The sequence below is a fragment of the Halobacillus litoralis genome, assembly GCF_020524025.1.
GTDB lineage: Bacteria > Bacillota > Bacilli > Bacillales > Halobacillaceae > Halobacillus > Halobacillus litoralis_D.
This window is the reverse complement of the sequence record NZ_JAIVKN010000001.1, coordinates 1,118,903-1,131,670: the sequence shown is the minus strand read 5'-3', so window position 1 is coordinate 1,131,670 and position 12,768 is coordinate 1,118,903. Positions and strand designations below refer to the sequence as shown.

Below are 12,768 nucleotides of genomic sequence, written 5' to 3'. Positions count from 1 at the left end.
GTTAATAGATGAGTGCACGACAAAAAACCTGCAATTGCAGGTTTTTGTCAAGTATTACTATGGGGGAATAAGTGGTGTGCGTGATTGTGAGTATATTGGTATAGAGAAGAGAAGTTAATGAGAGGGTGTGTAGTTTTACGCCGATTTTTTAGTGTATGATTGTTGACTGACAGCTTTTAATAGAATCATCTTATCCTGGTTAGTCAGTTTCTTCCAGATACCTGCTTTGATTTTCATAATATTTCCTCCTCATGATTTTGGTAAGCTTGATGGGATTTGACGAACAGACATGGTCGTTTTATTAATACTTAAGATATACCGTCATTTCATCTTCTTTAAACAACAAAAATATCTACAAAATTCGATGATTTCAAGTTTAGAGGGAAGGGATATCCCTCCTATTGTCGAATAGGTAAAAGTAGCAGGTGATATATTGAAAGAATTTCTTTCAAAACCTGATATTTTGTAAAAAAATAAAAGGGGGAAGCCTAATGATTTCCTATCAAGTTCAATCCGAAAAAGGGTTTACCGATAAAATTGGTGAACTTGTTTGCATGCTTGAACATGCTCGAGCTGTGACCATTGCGGAAGTGGCAGATTTAACTAAGAAAGAACTTGACACCTGTGATGCCGGTGGAAACTCCATTGGAGCGCTTCTCTCACATATTGCAGCGATTGAATATGTCCATCAGGTTATTAGTTTTGAAGAAAGAGATTTAACAGAGGAAGAACTGGCCGAATGGGGAGCCGCTTTGAAACTTGGAGAAACTGCACGCATGAACATTCATTCGTCCTCGATTGATGACTATCTGGACGTATTGGAATTCACAAGAGATCAAACCCTCGAGTTGTTAAAGGAGAAAGATGACGCCTGGCTTTATGAGGAGCGTACATGGCCGAACGGGGTCAAATACAACCCTTATTACCTTTGGTTTCACGTGATGGAAGATGAAATTAATCACCGTGGCCAAATACGATCAATGATACGTCAGCGTAAGGAAGGACTTGTCCAAACCTGACAGTCTCCTACAGGTGGTATGAGTATATTCTCTAAAATTGTTGATAGAAATAATGATTATAAGTATTTCGTTTTACCGACCTCTTTAGTATAAGTTCATTTATGAAAGGCTTCATTGAAGAGTAAAGCTACTTTAATCAATGAGCGCCTTCAGTTTTAAAGCCTGGTCCTAGTGCCAGGCTCTTTTATTTGAAAAGCTGTTCTCATAGCTGACATTTAATCCAAACGTTTTATTATCATGGTTGAAACGACTGGGCATTTCTTTTGACCTTATGTAAGTTAAGCATGTTTTAGTTGTTAAGCCTGCAGCATATACTGCATACCAGTTCTGGTAGTAAAAACACTGTTTTAGTTTAAAGATTCGTAACAGATAAATAAGACCCTTGTGAAATCTTTTTATCTTTAGTTTGTAGGCAGAAAGGTAAAGGGATGGCAAAAAAATAGGCAGACGAGTAAAGTGAGGAGGATTTAGTGATGACTTACCGTTTTATAGATGGACATAATGATACATTAATGCAGCTGGATCATGGAGTTGAGGACTTCTTTAAGGGGATAAATTCCAGCCATATCGATTGGCCGCGAGGAAAGAAAGCAGGTTTTGCAGCTGGTTTTTTTGCTGTTTTCTGCCCGAACCCCTTCACCGACCCAACACCTGTTGCTTTCACCACTTCAAAAGGTTATGAAAAGCCACTTCCTAAGCCGTTAACCTATAGTTATGCCTCGAATTACACGATTAAAATGATTGGCCGTTTCTTAGAGCTTGAAAGAAAGTCAAACGGTCGATTTAACATAGCACGCACAGTTGAAGATGTGGAAAAATCTATAAAAGGTAAAGGAATGGCCGGGATTTTACATATAGAGGGAGCGGAAGGTATTGATGAGAACTTAAACGCTCTATATGTATATTATGAAGCTGGTTTGAGATCCCTTGGTCCTGTGTGGAGCAGGGCAAATATCTTTGGGGAGGGAGTTCCTTACCGTTTTCCCTCTTCCCCAGACACAGGTCCTGGTCTGACCCCTGCTGGAAGAAATCTCATTTCCGCTTGTAACGAACTGGGCATTATGGTTGATCTATCCCATTTAAACGAACGAGGGTTCTGGGATGTTCAGAAACTAAGTCACGCTCCACTTGTGGCCACTCACTCAAATGCCCATGCGATCTGTCCGGTAACAAGAAACTTAACGGACAAACAAATAGATGCGATTGCCGATTCAAACGGACTCATCGGAGTGACATATAGTATCAATCCAAATATGGTTTCTCCTGATGGGAAAAATAATGAACGCGCACCTTTGACAGAAATCACCAGGCATATCCATTATATAGCTGAACGCGTGGGTATTGAACATGTAGCTCTTGGATCGGATTTTGATGGCACTCGTATACCGCTGGATTTGAAAGATGTAACTGGAGTTCCGCGTCTTTTGGAACTACTGAAGAAAAAAGGCTGGACGGATGAAGAATTAGATTTGCTGACTTATAAAAACTGGCTGCGGGTGCTGGGGGATACATGGAAATAAACGAAGTGAAGGAGAACGGGTTATAGAAAAAACAGCTCCTGACTTATAAGTCAGGAGCTGTTTTTCGTTTGGCTTTAAACAGTGATTCAAAATCAATAACTCTAAAATAGGTTCATTTAGTGTTCGTTAATTAAGAAATCCTATGAAATTCGCTTATTCTCAAAGACTAGGCACGATGTTTTTGGTAGGTTATAGGTTTTGTTATGGATTGTAATTCTTCATAGGTTTCCTTTGTCAGCGGTTCAGCCTGTAGATAGCTTAAATTGCTTTTTAATTGATCCACTGAACTTGCACCAAATACCGCTGTCGCTACAGTTGGATGGTGTAGAACATATTCCAAAGCAAGAGCCTGTGCCGTCCGGTTATCGCCAGTATAGTTCTGCCATTTTTTTATGATAGAAAGGAGCTCTTCCTCGCTGTACTGCAAATAGCCATCGCTGCCTTTTTCCTGGGCCTTCTTCAGACCGTTCGATGACAACATTCCTTTGGCTAATGGTCCGCGTGCCAAAACACTGATTTCGTTGTCTGAGAGTAAATCCAGGATTTCTTCCTCAGGGCGGCGGTCCAGGGCACTGTACTGCATCATTACGCTCACGATGTTGGATTTTTCTACATATTCGCGGATCACATTAGGTCGAATGGAGGAAATCCCGTATTCACGTATAAGTCCCTCTTTTTTCAATTCCTCAAACGCTTCAATACTTTCATCAATATTATCTTCAATTGTACCTCCATGGAGCTGATAAAGATCGATATAATCGATGCCTAATCGATGAAGACTGTCTTTTATGCCACTTTTAATATGTTTTTTGGAAGGGTCCCATGTCCAGCCTTCCTGACCTGGAGTAAAGTTATTGCCGACTTTTGAACCGATAATAATATCCTCACGTCTTCCTTTAACTGCTTCTCCCACGATTTTTTCATTTTCACCAAAGTCATACAGGTCAGCGGTATCCAAGTAATTAATGCCTGCATCAAGAGCGTAGTCAATAATCTCTTTCGCGTTGCTGTAGTTCGTTCCAAGAGACATACACCCCAGGCTGATTTCTGTTACATACAAGTCCGATTTTCCTAATTGACGTTTATTCATCAAATCATCCTTTCTCAATATAAGTTTAGCTGAATATTCAAGGTTTTTACTACTCCTGTGTTAAAATGTCAGTAGATTAATGGAGAGGATGAGCATCTTGAAAAAGTTTGAAGAAACGACCTATGAATCAGAGACAATCTATACAGGGAAAATTGTACAGTTGAATGTGGACAGTGTTACTTTACCCGATGGCAAAACATCTAAACGAGAGCTTATCAAACATCCTGGAGCCGTTGCTGTCATAGCACTTACAGAAGAAGGCAGGATGGTTTGTGTAGAACAGTATCGTAAACCGCTTGAGAAGAGTATTGTTGAAATTCCAGCCGGAAAGCTCGAAGAAGGGGAGGACCCGAAAACATGTGCGCTTCGTGAATTAGAAGAAGAGACAGGCTATACATCCGAAGATTTGGAACTTGTTACCTCCTTTTATACTTCGCCAGGATTTGCGGACGAAATTGTACACCTTTATTTTACAGACCAAATCAAGCCTCTGGACCAACAGCCAGATGGAGATGAGGATGAATTTGTAGAACGTTTGGAAATTACTATTGAAGAAGCGGAACAAATGGAGAAAGAACAACGCATACACGATGCTAAAACAGCCTACGCGATTTTATATTTAAAATTGAGAAATGACCGTTAATGCCTGACTTTTATGTGGATTTACATATTCATATCGGTCGAGACAAGTATGACAGGCCCGTTAAAATAACTGGATCAAAGAATTTGACCTTAAGCCGCATTTTAGAAGATGCCAGCCGCAGGAAAGGCTTGGATATGATCGGAATAATTGACGCTCAATCCCCGGCTGTTCAAGAAGAGATTATGGACCTGATTGAAAGTAAAAAGGCAAAAGAACTGGCAGAAGGCGGGATTCAATTTGAAGATACTGTGTTGATCTTAGGGTCTGAGATTGAAGTCTACGATGCCTCCTGTTCAGGACCAATTCATGTCCTTTGTTATTTTCCATTTCTAGAAGATATGAAGCTTTTTACCAGTTGGCTGTCAGAAAAAATGAAGAATGTATCTTTAAGTTCCCAGCGCTTTTATGGCACAGCACGGGAACTGCAGGAGCATGTCAAGAGTCACAAGGGTCTTTTTATTCCCGCGCACATGTTCACACCATTTAAGAGCTTATACGGAAAAGGTGTGAAGAAGAGTCTGCACGAAGTGCTGGACAGTGAAAAAATTGACGCCGTAGAACTTGGATTAAGTGCTGATACGAATATGGCAGACCGTCTTCTTGAATTAGAACCTTACACGTACCTGACCAATTCAGATGCCCACTCTCTTATAAACATGGCAAGGGAATATCAAAAAGTGAGAATGAAAACAAGAACATTTGAAGAGTTAAGGCGTGCTCTTTATAGAGAGGGAGAACGAGGGGGAGCCGCTAACTATGGCCTGAATCCGGAAATGGGAAAATACCATCAAACCTTCTGCCTGCAATGTGAATCAACCCATCCCGGTTTCTCTTCGTCTTGTAACCATTGTGGTTCTTCAAAAATTATTAAAGGGGTATCAGACAGGATCCAAGAACTTGAAGACGGGTATCAGAATAGGAAGAGACCTCCTTATATCTACCAAGTTCCTTTGTCATCTCTTCCTGGTGTAGGGAAACGAACCTATGAAAAATTGATAGATACATTCGGATCAGAAATGAAGGTCATTCACGACATCCCCTGCGAGCAATTGCAGAAAGTGGTTCCGGATAAAGTTTGTCAGAACATTCTAGCTCTGCGCCAGGGGGAACTGAAGATTACAGCAGGGGGTGGCGGCCGTTACGGAAGAATTAAATAGAAACACCTTTTTGTATGGTCTATTTTTTCCACCTCTCTCATAGATTGGTCATAGACCGGTGAAGAGAAAGGTGGAGAAAAGATGCAGCAGGGAATGCGGATGGTTAAAAATGATGTTCATACACACATGAATATTTTCGTGTTTATTTTTGTACTGTTCATTATGGGGATGGTGTTTGGTGCTGTCATTGTAAACAGTATGAACTTTGTACAGAAACAGGACCTGTTCTTTTACTTGAAGCAATTCTTTGAGCAGCAGACCTCCCATGATGGTACAAGTAATGCAGTTCTTTGGAGAGACAGCATACTCTACCATATGAAATATATGCTTTTACTATTTTTGTTAGGTATATCCGTGATAGGGATGCCAATCATCACCGTTCTTCTTTTTATTAAAGGACTCGTGATCGGTTTTTCTGTTGGATTTCTTGTTAATCAAATGGGGTGGTATGGTCTTTTAATTTCTTCCGTTTCCATAGCGCCACAAAATTTAATCATTATTCCTGTTTACTTGGCTGCAGGATCACTGGCCCTTATCTTTTCACTAACTTTATGTAAGCAACTCTTCATACGCAGGGTGCACCAACCAATTATTAAAGCTTTTTTTAGATATAGTGCTTTATTTGGAGCTCTGGTTATCATTCTTATGGCGTCTTCTGTAGTTGAAGTGTTTGTTTCCAATACTTTTTTAGAAATTATCCTTAAATGGATATACAAATAAAAGATACTAAATAATAATGATTATCGTTAATAGATTAAAATGATTATAATTTGACACTCGTTCTGTCTCTGATTATAATGAAGTTGGTATTACGAGGGAGGGACGAGCGATATGGAACATCGTATAGAGAAAATTAAAAAACAGTTGCATTCTCAAAGCTATAAGCTGACACCACAACGAGAAGCTACTGTAAGAGTTCTGTTGGAAAACGAAGAAGATCATTTAAGTGCGGAAGATGTTTACCTCCTCGTAAAAGAGAAAGCACCTGAAATTGGTCTAGCAACCGTCTATCGAACACTTGAACTATTATCCGAACTTAAAGTCGTCGACAAAATTAACTTCGGGGACGGCGTTTCCCGTTATGACTTGAGAAAAGAAGGAGCCGAGCATTTCCATCATCACTTAGTATGTATTGAATGCGGTTCTGTTAAAGAAATCGAAGAAGATTTACTATTGGACGTCGAAAAAATTGTGGAAAGCCAATGGGGATTTGAGGTTAAAGATCACCGCCTGACCTTTCATGGCATTTGCCGCGTCTGTCAAAAACAGGCTGTAGCGGCTTCGTCAGCAAAAGAAAATAAAGAATGATCGAAACGCCGCTATGAAACGACATAGTGGCTTTTTCTTTTTGCAGACTCCTCACACTAGATCTATTCTGCTTTGGATCTTAAACAGGTATACCAGCGTGAAATTCCAATCCCTCAGGCTCTGTTAAGCTTATTTTATCTATCAGTCGTCCAAAACAGTTAATTTAATTCTATCTATCTTCTATCTTTTATTTACAAATGCGAGAAAATCGTGTACGTTTATGCTAGATGAGACTTGGTTGTTTTGCCGGCTGTTTTTTCCATCTTCTTTTCTACGTATATTTGCAGGGAATTTAGGCATATCCTTTTACAAAGATACGGAAAAAAGGAGGGGATTTCCATGAGTCGTCTGCAAAGCAGTTTAAGAGACTTAATTAAAGTCCTCATTGTATTTACAGTCTGTACTTGTGTATTCTACATGGCCCTTCGAATGGTCCATGAGGAATATGAAAGACAGCATCGATACGATCCGCCTGGAGGTGCGGCTGTTAAGGTCTATCAACCGATGGAGCAGGAATGGACGGATCGCCTGTCGATATTTTTCCGATTAGGAGAGTAGATGGACGATGCAGTATGCGCTTGAAGACTTTTTTCATTACTTGACAGTAGAGCGAGGATTATCCCCCAACACTATTCAGTCGTATAAAAGGGACTTGATTCAATATACAGCTTTTATGCAGGAGAAAGAACAAATAACTGAGTGGGGACAGATTACAAGAGCGCACATCATGAAGTATTTATATGATTTAAATGATCATGGGAAATCATCGGCCACGGTTGCCAGATTACTTTCATCTATCCGGTTATTCCATCAATTTTTGATTCGGGAGAAAATAACGGAACAGGACCCAAGCTTACATATAGAAACGCCGAAAAAAGAAAGAAAGCTTCCTAAAGTGCTCTCTAGTGAGGACGTAGATAAGCTTTTGAATATCCATGCGAAGGATCCTTTATCTTCAAGGAATAAAGCCATGTTTGAAATGTTGTATGCAACTGGTTTGCGTGTGACAGAGCTTGTCTCTTTGAAAGTTAGTGATCTGCATTTGACGATGGGTTTTGTGCGTTGTCTTGGGAAGGGTTCAAAGGAACGTATTATCCCGCTTGGCGATATGGCGAAGGAAGCGGTCGAAAATTACCTCGAAGCTGGTCGGGGAACACTGGTCAAAAACAAAAAAACAGAAGAATTGTTTGTAAACCATCACGGCAACGGGCTCTCAAGACAGGGTTTTTGGAAGATACTGAAAGCGGTTGCTAAAGATATGGGTGTTAAAAAAGAACTGACCCCCCATACCTTAAGGCACTCATTTGCCACACACTTACTGGAAAATGGAGCAGACTTAAGGGCCGTGCAGGAAATGCTGGGTCATGCGGATATCTCCACCACACAAATATATACACATGTATCAAAAACACGTTTGAAGGACGTTTATCGCTCCTATCATCCACGGGCGTAAGCCCCTTTTTATATTTTAAGTTGTCTGACATCCTACATCTTAGAAATGTAGGGTAGTTTTTCACGAATTTGGGAAATTAAACAGTAGGAGGGATCGTTGATGAAATCATTTAATCGAGTATTTTTAGTAGTTATGGATTCCGTTGGTATCGGAGAAGCACCTGATGCTGAGAAATTTAATGATAAAGGTGCAGACACATTAGGGCATATCGCTGAGCATATGAACGGATTAAACATGCCGCATATGGGTGAACTAGGCTTAAGTAATATTCGTTCTATTCAAGGAATAGAGGCTCCAGATAATCCCAAGGCTCATTACACGACAATGGTAGAGGCTTCGAATGGAAAAGATACCATGACAGGCCACTGGGAGATTATGGGATTGTATATTGATCAGCCTTTCAGAACATTCCCGGAAGGCTTCCCTGATGAATTACTGGACCAAATTAAAGAAAAAACGGGGCGTGGAATCGTAGGAAACAAACCTGCTTCTGGAACAGAGATCTTAAAGGAGCTCGGTAAGCATCATATGGAAACAGGGGATTTAATTATTTACACATCTGCTGATTCCGTTCTGCAGATTGCTGCACATGAAGATGTTGTTTCACCTGAAGAACTTTACGAGATTTGTGAATTCTGCAGGGAGATTACGAAAGATGAGAAATATATGGTTGGACGTGTGATCGCCCGACCATTTATAGGAGAACCGGGAGCATTTGAACGCACATCCAACCGTCACGACTATGCATTAAAACCATTTGGCCGCACAGTCATGAATGAAATGGCGGACGAAGGTCTTGATGTGATCGCATTAGGGAAAATTTCTGACATTTATGATGGAGAAGGCGTGACAGAGGCTGTTCGTACCAAGGACAATATGGATGGAATGGACCAGCTTGTGAATTCTATGGATAAAGATTTCAAAGGCATCAGTTTCTTAAATCTCGTGGACTTTGATGCCAAATATGGTCACCGTCGTGACCCGCAGGGCTATGGGGAAGCCTTGGAGTCTTACGATGAAAGACTTCCTGAAGTGCTTAATAAAATGAGGGACGATGATTTACTGATCATCACGGCTGATCATGGAAATGACCCGGTTCATCACGGTACAGATCATACGCGTGAACTGGTACCTTTACTTGTTTATCACACAGGTATCGAAAAAGGAACAGAACTTACTCAGCGCAAAACCTTTGCAGATATTGGAGCGACAGTTTCGGATAACTTTTCCATTGAATTACCTGAATACGGCACAAGTTTCTTGAAAGACATTCAATAGGGAGGAGATTGACATGAATCTTACACAAGTCAAAGAAGCAGCACAATTCATCCAACAAAATATAAACCTGGAGCCTTCAGTGGGGCTTATTCTGGGATCTGGTTTAGGCGTTTTGGCTGAAGAAATTCAGAACCCAACCACTATTTCTTATACGGACATCCCCCATTTTCCGGAGTCTACAGTGTCTGGACATAAAGGTCAGCTTGTCTTAGGGGAGCTTGAAGGCCGGCAGGTGATAGCTATGCAGGGACGGTTCCACTATTATGAAGGCTATGATATGAAGCAGGTGACTTTCCCTGTTCGAGTGATGAAAGAATTGGGTGTGGAAACCTTGTTTGTTACCAACGCTGCTGGTGGAATTAACGAATCCTTCCAGCCTGGTAACTTGATGGTTATTACAGATCACATCAATAATATGGGAGACAGTCCTTTAATTGGATCAAATGATAACGAGATGGGGCCACGGTTCCCGGACATGTCTGAAGCTTACGATCGAGATCTAATCAAGCACGCAAAACAATCGGCCGACCGGTTGGATCTAAAAGTGCAGGAAGGCGTATATGTCGGAAATACCGGCCCTGCTTATGAAACAGGAGCAGAGGTACGCATGCTTCGTACATTAGGGGGGGATGCTGTCGGCATGTCTACAGTTCCTGAAGTAATGGTTGCCAACCATGCTGGAATCCGGGTTCTTGGAATCTCCTGTATTTCCAATATGGCAGCAGGCATCCTTGACCAACCTTTAACACACGATGAAGTTATTGAAACAACAGCTCAGGTCCGTGAAGATTTTCTTGGGTTTGTAAAAGAAATGCTTAAGACTTTACCTGTATAACTAGTTCGAGAATGAAGATAAACATTTAATAGCTGCGCCTGTCCTCCCGTTTTGGAACAGGCGCCGGCTCTTTTATTTCTATATAGAATTTTGTAAAGGGTGATTGGAAATGAGAATGTATGATGTAATTGTAAAAAAACGCGATGGCGGTATATTGACAAAAGAAGAAATCGAATATTTTGTTGAAGGTTACACTAAAGGAGAAATACCTGATTATCAAGCATCTGCTTTAACGATGGCGATTTATTTCCAAGGAATGACGGCAGAAGAAACAGCGACATTAACACAAGCTATGGTCAACTCAGGAGAAACCATTGACCTTTCTGCTATAGAAGGGAAAAAAGTTGATAAGCACTCCACAGGTGGTGTAGGAGATAAAGTAACCTTTATCGTCGGCCCGCTTGTTGCTTCTGTTGGAATCCCGGTAGCAAAAATGTCGGGGCGGGGACTTGGTCACACTGGTGGAACTCTTGATAAGCTTGAGTCTATCAAGGGACTTGAAATTGAAATGACTAAAGAAAAGTTTATTGAAAACGTTAACAAGCATAAATTAGCCGTTGCAGGTCAAACGGGAAATCTCGCCCCTGCAGATAAAAAGCTTTACGCCCTTCGGGATGTAACTGGAACAGTAAATTCTCTCCCGCTCATTGCAGGATCAATCATGAGTAAAAAAATTGCATCTGGTGCGGACAGCATCGTTCTAGATGTAAAGACTGGCTCTGGAGCATTTATGAAAACGCTTGAGGATTCAGAGGCTCTAGCCCGTGAAATGGTGGATATCGGAAATAACCTGGGAAGAAATACAGTTGCTGTTATTAGTGACATGAATCAGCCGCTGGGATATGAAGTTGGAAATGCAAATGAAATTAAAGAAGCGGCTGAAATATTGAAAGGAAAGAATGTCGAAGATCTACGCTTACTTTCACTAGAAATTTCTTCTCATATGGCCGTTCTGGCAGAGGTGTTCCCTTCATATGAAGAAGCGTATGCTGCGCTTGAAGCAAACATAGAGAACGGAAAAGCGTTCCAGTCTCTTCGTACCCTGGTAGAGTCCCAGGGCGGGGATGTAGCTATGATAGATGATCTTAATCAACTACCTAAAGCCGCTTATGAAATAGAAGTAAAGGCAGATAAAGATGGTTATGTATCTGCAATAGATGCAGAATCCATTGGCATTGCAGCGATGTACCTTGGAGCTGGGCGTGCAACGAAAGATGATCAAATTAATCACGGTGTCGGTATCAGCCTGAAGAAGAAAATTGGAGATCCTGTTAAGGCTGGCGAGGCACTTGTTGTACTTATTAGTGACGACGAAGAACCGGTGGATTCTATTAGTAAAGTAAAAGAAGCGTATACCATTTCTGATAAACAAGTGGAAAAGCCAACATTAATTCACAATATTATCAAATGAGGAAAAGTCCCAGGTCATAACCTGGGACTTTTTTATGCTGGCACTCTTAGACGCTGAAATCGCTATGGGAAACTTGAGGTCTGGGTTTTCTTGTCTGCCCGCTTCTCTGCAGACCTGAAGAGGAATGGAACTTGAGAACTTGCGGATTCGAAAAGTATTCATTTTCAAAGCGGTTCTCTTCCTTAAGGCTTCATGGTACGATACGTGTAGAGCTTTGTTAATAAGGGGGGATTGCATTTTTCGAAACCTTGAACGGCTCATTGGACTTGTTGCCCTTGCAGCCCTTGTTGCCCTTGCAGCCCTTGTTGCCCATTGGTTTTTTTCTTTAGACCTTCCATTCAAGTATTCATCACTCATGTTATCCTTACTATTTTTCTTCCAAAGCATCAGATTATTAAGAGATAATAATCAAACCATTTATGGTTCTGTTTTATTGATAAAAACAACGGTGATGGGATTTATATTTCTTGAATCATTTTTTCCTATTACATAGGGAGGTAATATCATGGAGAATTGTGTTTTTTGTATGCCGGAGCTGGATGATGAACAGCGGATTATATTTGAAAATGAATCCTGCTATTTTGTACAAAGAGATCAGCGGATCTTAAAGGGATCGGGCTTAATTGTGCCAAAGTCCCATAAGGTCACTGTTTTTGACCTGTCGCCGAAAGAGTGGCTTGACACCCAGGCAATGCTGTCTGAGGTCAAGGAGTGGTTGGATGATACTTTTCATCCTGATGGGTATAACATCGGCTATAATTGTTATCAAACCGGTGGTCAGCATATATTTCATGCTCACATGCATGTGATACCAAGGTTTGAGGATGAACCCCATGCCGGCAAAGGCATTCGTCACTGGTTGAAACAGGAAGAAAATAAACGCCATATCTAAAAGGAAGCACTACTGATTTTAGTAGTGCTTTTTTTATTCCCTGAAAAATGGTGTGGACATGAGGTCCCCGAAATAATCCCCCGTATCACGACATGTGTTTAAGGAGACAATTTAGAAAAGCTTATTATTGGTAATTTCCACTTTTCCATCATGCATAGAAGA

At 40.9% G+C, this 12,768-nt stretch carries 14 protein-coding genes; 13 read left to right on the top strand and 1 reads right to left on the bottom strand.

Going from position 1 to position 12,768, the window contains the following annotated elements; genetic code table 11:
- Positions 1 to 491 precede the first annotated feature (491 nt).
- Positions 492 to 1,019, top strand: coding sequence for a DinB family protein (locus tag LC036_RS06000; protein ID WP_226579551.1), 528 nt, complete (start codon positions 492 to 494; stop codon positions 1,017 to 1,019).
- A gap of 473 nt (positions 1,020 to 1,492) precedes the next feature.
- Positions 1,493 to 2,539: a dipeptidase gene (locus LC036_RS05995; protein ID WP_226579548.1), complete on the top strand. Its 1,047-nt coding sequence runs from the start codon at positions 1,493 to 1,495 to the stop codon at positions 2,537 to 2,539.
- A 166-nt stretch (positions 2,540 to 2,705) separates the two neighbouring features.
- Here the strand turns inward: LC036_RS05995 and LC036_RS05990 are convergent, their stop codons facing one another.
- On the bottom strand, positions 2,706 to 3,629 hold the full coding sequence (locus tag LC036_RS05990; RefSeq protein ID WP_226579545.1) for an aldo/keto reductase: 924 nt from the start codon (positions 3,627 to 3,629) through the stop codon (positions 2,706 to 2,708).
- 97 nt (positions 3,630 to 3,726) lie between these two features.
- On the opposite strand from LC036_RS05990, the gene LC036_RS05985 reads away from it, so the two are divergent.
- From LC036_RS05985 to LC036_RS05935, 11 genes are all read left to right on the top strand, one after another.
- Positions 3,727 to 4,272: an NUDIX hydrolase gene (locus LC036_RS05985; protein ID WP_319004432.1), complete on the top strand. Its 546-nt coding sequence runs from the start codon at positions 3,727 to 3,729 to the stop codon at positions 4,270 to 4,272.
- Entirely contained in the window at positions 4,272 to 5,429 is a 1,158-nt protein-coding gene (locus LC036_RS05980; RefSeq protein ID WP_226579539.1) for an endonuclease Q family protein, read from the top strand. Before LC036_RS05985 ends, LC036_RS05980 begins: the two co-directional genes overlap by 1 nt.
- Positions 5,430 to 5,510: 81 nt before the next feature.
- Positions 5,511 to 6,149 carry a stage II sporulation protein M gene (spoIIM, locus tag LC036_RS05975; RefSeq protein ID WP_226579537.1) on the top strand — a complete coding sequence of 213 codons (639 nt, stop codon included), beginning with the start codon at positions 5,511 to 5,513 and terminating at the stop codon, positions 6,147 to 6,149.
- A 111-nt stretch (positions 6,150 to 6,260) separates the two neighbouring features.
- Complete coding sequence (locus LC036_RS05970) at positions 6,261 to 6,737, top strand: Fur family transcriptional regulator (protein ID WP_226579535.1); 477 nt, start codon at positions 6,261 to 6,263, stop codon at positions 6,735 to 6,737.
- A gap of 339 nt (positions 6,738 to 7,076) precedes the next feature.
- Positions 7,077 to 7,295, top strand: coding sequence for a YqzK family protein (locus LC036_RS05965; RefSeq protein WP_226579531.1), 219 nt, complete (start codon positions 7,077 to 7,079; stop codon positions 7,293 to 7,295).
- A gap of 7 nt (positions 7,296 to 7,302) precedes the next feature.
- Positions 7,303 to 8,190, top strand: a complete 888-nt coding sequence (xerD, locus tag LC036_RS05960; RefSeq protein ID WP_226579529.1) for a site-specific tyrosine recombinase XerD — start codon at positions 7,303 to 7,305, stop codon at positions 8,188 to 8,190.
- 99 nt (positions 8,191 to 8,289) lie between these two features.
- Positions 8,290 to 9,468, top strand: coding sequence for a phosphopentomutase (gene deoB, locus LC036_RS05955; RefSeq protein WP_226579527.1), 1,179 nt, complete (start codon positions 8,290 to 8,292; stop codon positions 9,466 to 9,468).
- A gap of 13 nt (positions 9,469 to 9,481) precedes the next feature.
- On the top strand, positions 9,482 to 10,303 hold the full coding sequence (locus LC036_RS05950) for a purine-nucleoside phosphorylase (protein ID WP_226579525.1): 822 nt from the start codon (positions 9,482 to 9,484) through the stop codon (positions 10,301 to 10,303).
- A 109-nt stretch (positions 10,304 to 10,412) separates the two neighbouring features.
- Positions 10,413 to 11,714: a pyrimidine-nucleoside phosphorylase gene (locus LC036_RS05945; protein ID WP_226579523.1), complete on the top strand. Its 1,302-nt coding sequence runs from the start codon at positions 10,413 to 10,415 to the stop codon at positions 11,712 to 11,714.
- Between the two features lie 139 nt (positions 11,715 to 11,853).
- Positions 11,854 to 12,207, top strand: a complete 354-nt coding sequence (locus LC036_RS05940) for a hypothetical protein (protein ID WP_226579521.1) — start codon at positions 11,854 to 11,856, stop codon at positions 12,205 to 12,207.
- A gap of 12 nt (positions 12,208 to 12,219) precedes the next feature.
- Positions 12,220 to 12,606, top strand: coding sequence for an HIT family protein (locus LC036_RS05935; protein ID WP_226579519.1), 387 nt, complete (start codon positions 12,220 to 12,222; stop codon positions 12,604 to 12,606).
- Positions 12,607 to 12,768 lie beyond the last annotated feature (162 nt).

Bases quoted from the DNA above. Each gene is read 5' to 3' on its own strand.
- LC036_RS05965 (WP_226579531.1), top strand. From the start codon at position 7,077: ATGAGTCGTCTGCAAAGCAGTTTAAGAGACTTAATTAAAGTCCTCATT.
- LC036_RS05950 (WP_226579525.1), top strand. From the start codon at position 9,482: ATGAATCTTACACAAGTCAAAGAAGCAGCACAATTCATCCAACAAAAT.
- LC036_RS05990 (WP_226579545.1), bottom strand. From the start codon at position 3,629: ATGAATAAACGTCAATTAGGAAAATCGGACTTGTATGTAACAGAAATC.
- LC036_RS05980 (WP_226579539.1), top strand. From the start codon at position 4,272: ATGCCTGACTTTTATGTGGATTTACATATTCATATCGGTCGAGACAAG.
- LC036_RS05995 (WP_226579548.1), top strand. From the start codon at position 1,493: ATGACTTACCGTTTTATAGATGGACATAATGATACATTAATGCAGCTG.
- spoIIM (WP_226579537.1), top strand. From the start codon at position 5,511: ATGCAGCAGGGAATGCGGATGGTTAAAAATGATGTTCATACACACATG.
- LC036_RS05945 (WP_226579523.1), top strand. From the start codon at position 10,413: ATGAGAATGTATGATGTAATTGTAAAAAAACGCGATGGCGGTATATTG.
- xerD (WP_226579529.1), top strand. From the start codon at position 7,303: ATGCAGTATGCGCTTGAAGACTTTTTTCATTACTTGACAGTAGAGCGA.
- LC036_RS05935 (WP_226579519.1), top strand. From the start codon at position 12,220: ATGGAGAATTGTGTTTTTTGTATGCCGGAGCTGGATGATGAACAGCGG.
- LC036_RS05970 (WP_226579535.1), top strand. From the start codon at position 6,261: ATGGAACATCGTATAGAGAAAATTAAAAAACAGTTGCATTCTCAAAGC.
- LC036_RS06000 (WP_226579551.1), top strand. From the start codon at position 492: ATGATTTCCTATCAAGTTCAATCCGAAAAAGGGTTTACCGATAAAATT.
- deoB (WP_226579527.1), top strand. From the start codon at position 8,290: ATGAAATCATTTAATCGAGTATTTTTAGTAGTTATGGATTCCGTTGGT.